Source organism: Mycobacterium sp. TH-M103, assembly GCF_057473785.1.
This window is the reverse complement of sequence record NZ_JBYCLG010000317.1, coordinates 1-2666: the sequence shown is the minus strand read 5'-3', so window position 1 is coordinate 2666 and position 2666 is coordinate 1. Positions and strand designations below refer to the sequence as shown.

Below are 2666 nucleotides of genomic sequence, written 5' to 3'. Positions count from 1 at the left end.
CAGAAAAGGGACGACCCCCGCCAGGGGGGGAGGAGGCGAGGGTCGTCGTGTATCAGCCCCGGGGGGTCGGGCTGATACACCCTCGGCTCAGGCCGAGTAATGCTTACTATACACATGACAGTGCGGACTAACGCAAGTGGTAGTTCCAGCCGAATCAGACGTTGAGGCGAAAAGACGCTGCTCATCCATGTACGGCGGTCTCTCCGGCTAGCGTTTTTGGTGCAACACCACGGCACCGCCCGATGACCGACCTATGCTGGGTCGGTGACCGTCTCCGACCCGGCCGCACAACAGCAGGCACCACCGGAAGCTCCCGCGGGCGGGTTTCCGCAGGCCCGCACCGCCGCCTTCTTCGACCTGGACAAGACGATCATCGCCAAATCCAGCACGCTGGCATTCAGCAAACCCTTCTTCGACCAGGGCCTGCTCAACCGCCGCGCGGTGCTCAAATCCAGTTACGCCCAGTTCATCTTCCTGCTCTCCGGTGCCGATCACGATCAGATGGACCGGATGCGCGCCCACATGACGAACATGTGCAGCGGCTGGGACGTCGAACAGGTCAAGGCGATCGTCAACGAAACGCTGCACGACATCGTGACGCCACTGGTATTCGCCGAAGCGGCGGACCTGATCGCGGCGCACAAGTTGTGTGGCCGTGATGTCGTGCTGGTTTCGGCGTCCGGAGAGGAGATCGTCGCGCCGATCGCGCGGGCGCTGGGCGCCACCCACGCGATGGCGACCCGCATGGTCGTCGAGGGCGGCAAGTACACCGGCGAGATCGCGTTCTACTGCTACGGCGAGGGCAAGGTGCAGGCGATCAAGGAATTGGCCGCCCGCGAGGGTTACCCGCTGGAACACTGCTACGCCTACTCGGACTCCATCACCGACCTGCCCATGCTGGAGGCCGTCGGGAACCCCAGCGTGGTCAATCCCGACCGCAGCCTGCGCAAGGAAGCCATCGAGCGAGGCTGGCCGGTGCTGGTCTTCTCCCGGCCTGTGTCGCTGCGCGACCGGATCCCCGCCCCGTCGGGCGCCGCGATCGCCACCACCGCCGCGGTGGGCATCAGCGCGCTGGCGGCCGGAGCCGTCACCTACTCGCTGCTGCGCCGCCTGGGAGTCTGAACCCAGCAAACCGGCGACCCGAACTCGCCGGGCGCATTCGCATTCTCTGCGGATTCGGGCCTTGCCGCGCCCAGGGTCTAGTAGTACAAAGGAAACCACGGAAGCCCGGCAAGGCCTAGCTCGAACCGGAAGAGAAGGTTCGATCTCCCGACCCGGGCACCCAGCACGGTTCTCGGCACCCACGCGGAGTCATAGCCGCGATAATGGCAGAAGTGTTGCGGGCCTGCGTAATTGCGAATCTTCAAGGTATCGCGGTCCTTTGGGTGGGACTGCAGCCGTGGGGCGTCGCAAGATCGCCGAGGCCAACCCACGCAGCCCAGAAATGCACGCTTGGTAACCGGGTTCCGTGCTGGCGGGCGGCGGGCCGACAATTGTCGGAACGTCGCCCGCTTCGTATTTCCCGACGATTCACCGGACACGTTCCCGGGAGCCGCTGGCTACCGATCCGCTAGCGGCCCGACAGCGCGTCGGCGATCGCCACCGCGTCCTGCGCGCCGGCTTGCAGCGCCCGGCAACACATCAGCAGCCAGGCCCGAACCCCCTCGGGGGAGCCCTCGGCGAACCCCTCGGCCGCGTCCCGGTAATCCGCCGGCCGGCGCATCCACGCGACCTCCGGCACCCCCAGCCCGTGCGGGTCCAGCCCGCCGGCGATCGTCACCAGCCGCGACACCGCGCGGGCCACCACGCCGTCCGCGCTGCCGAAAGGCCGGAGCGCCAGCAGCTCTCCGTGCGCCACCGCGGCGATCACCGGGGCCGGCGCCCGGATGCGACCGGCGACCAGGCCCGCCAGCAACTCGAGTCGCGGCCCAACCTCGGCGCCGGCCCGCGGCCGGCCCAGCCGCTCCTCGTCGACCTGGTCGGTGGCCGCCAGCACGTGCAGCCGGGCGAGCGCCTGCAGCGGCGCCCGCCGCCACACACCGACCACCGGGCCCTCGCCGCCCTCCAGCGCCTGCGCCACCCGCAAAGCCCCGGCCAGCACGGGGTCGCTGACCTGGGCGGTCTCGCCCGGATCGTCGACCCGCCCGGGTCCGCCGTCGAGCACCGACGAGGCGCGCGCCGCCCGCAGCGCCGCCTCGGCCGCGGTGACCGGCCAGCCCCGCAGGTTGGCCCGGTGCCGGTGCGCCCGGCTCAGCGCGTCGCGGGCATGGTCGGCGGCCTCGGCCACGCCGGGCAGCCCCATCAACGGAGCCAGCGGGTCATCGGTCACGGGTTCTCAACCTAGTCGGGGGCCGGGAATGGCCTCCAGCAACTGCCGGGTGTACTCGTGGCCGGGCCGGTCGAACAACTCGCCGGTGGGCGCGTACTCCACCGCCCGGCCGGCCCGCATGACCAGGACCTCGTCGGCGATCTGCCGGATCACCGCCAGGTCATGGCTGATGAACAGGTAGGCCAGCCCGAGCTCGGCCTGCAGGCCGGCGAGCAGGTCCAGGATCTGCGCCTGCACCACGACGTCGAGCGCCGAGACCGCCTCGTCGCAGACCAGCACGTCGGGCCGAAGGGCCAGGGCCCGGGCGATCGCGACCCGCTGGCGTTGACCACCCGAC

Annotated in this window: 3 protein-coding genes; 1 reads left to right on the top strand and 2 read right to left on the bottom strand. The window is 70.0% G+C overall.

Features of this window, described 5'->3' with window-relative positions; genetic code table 11:
- The first annotated feature begins 264 nt into the window (after window positions 1-264).
- Entirely contained in the window at window positions 265-1122 is an 858-nt protein-coding gene (locus AC2VOR_RS17530) for an HAD-IB family hydrolase (RefSeq protein ID WP_369736650.1), read from the top strand.
- 448 nt (window positions 1123-1570) lie between these two features.
- Here AC2VOR_RS17530 and AC2VOR_RS17525 read toward each other — a convergent pair whose 3' ends face one another.
- Both AC2VOR_RS17525 and AC2VOR_RS17520 read right to left on the bottom strand, forming a co-directional pair.
- Window positions 1571-2329: an oxidoreductase gene (locus AC2VOR_RS17525; RefSeq protein WP_486964218.1), complete on the bottom strand. Its 759-nt coding sequence runs from the start codon at window positions 2327-2329 to the stop codon at window positions 1571-1573.
- Window positions 2330-2335: 6 nt separating this feature from the next.
- Window positions 2336-2666 (bottom strand): ATP-binding cassette domain-containing protein (locus AC2VOR_RS17520; protein WP_486964217.1); only part of this gene is annotated, 331 nt, incomplete at its 5' end.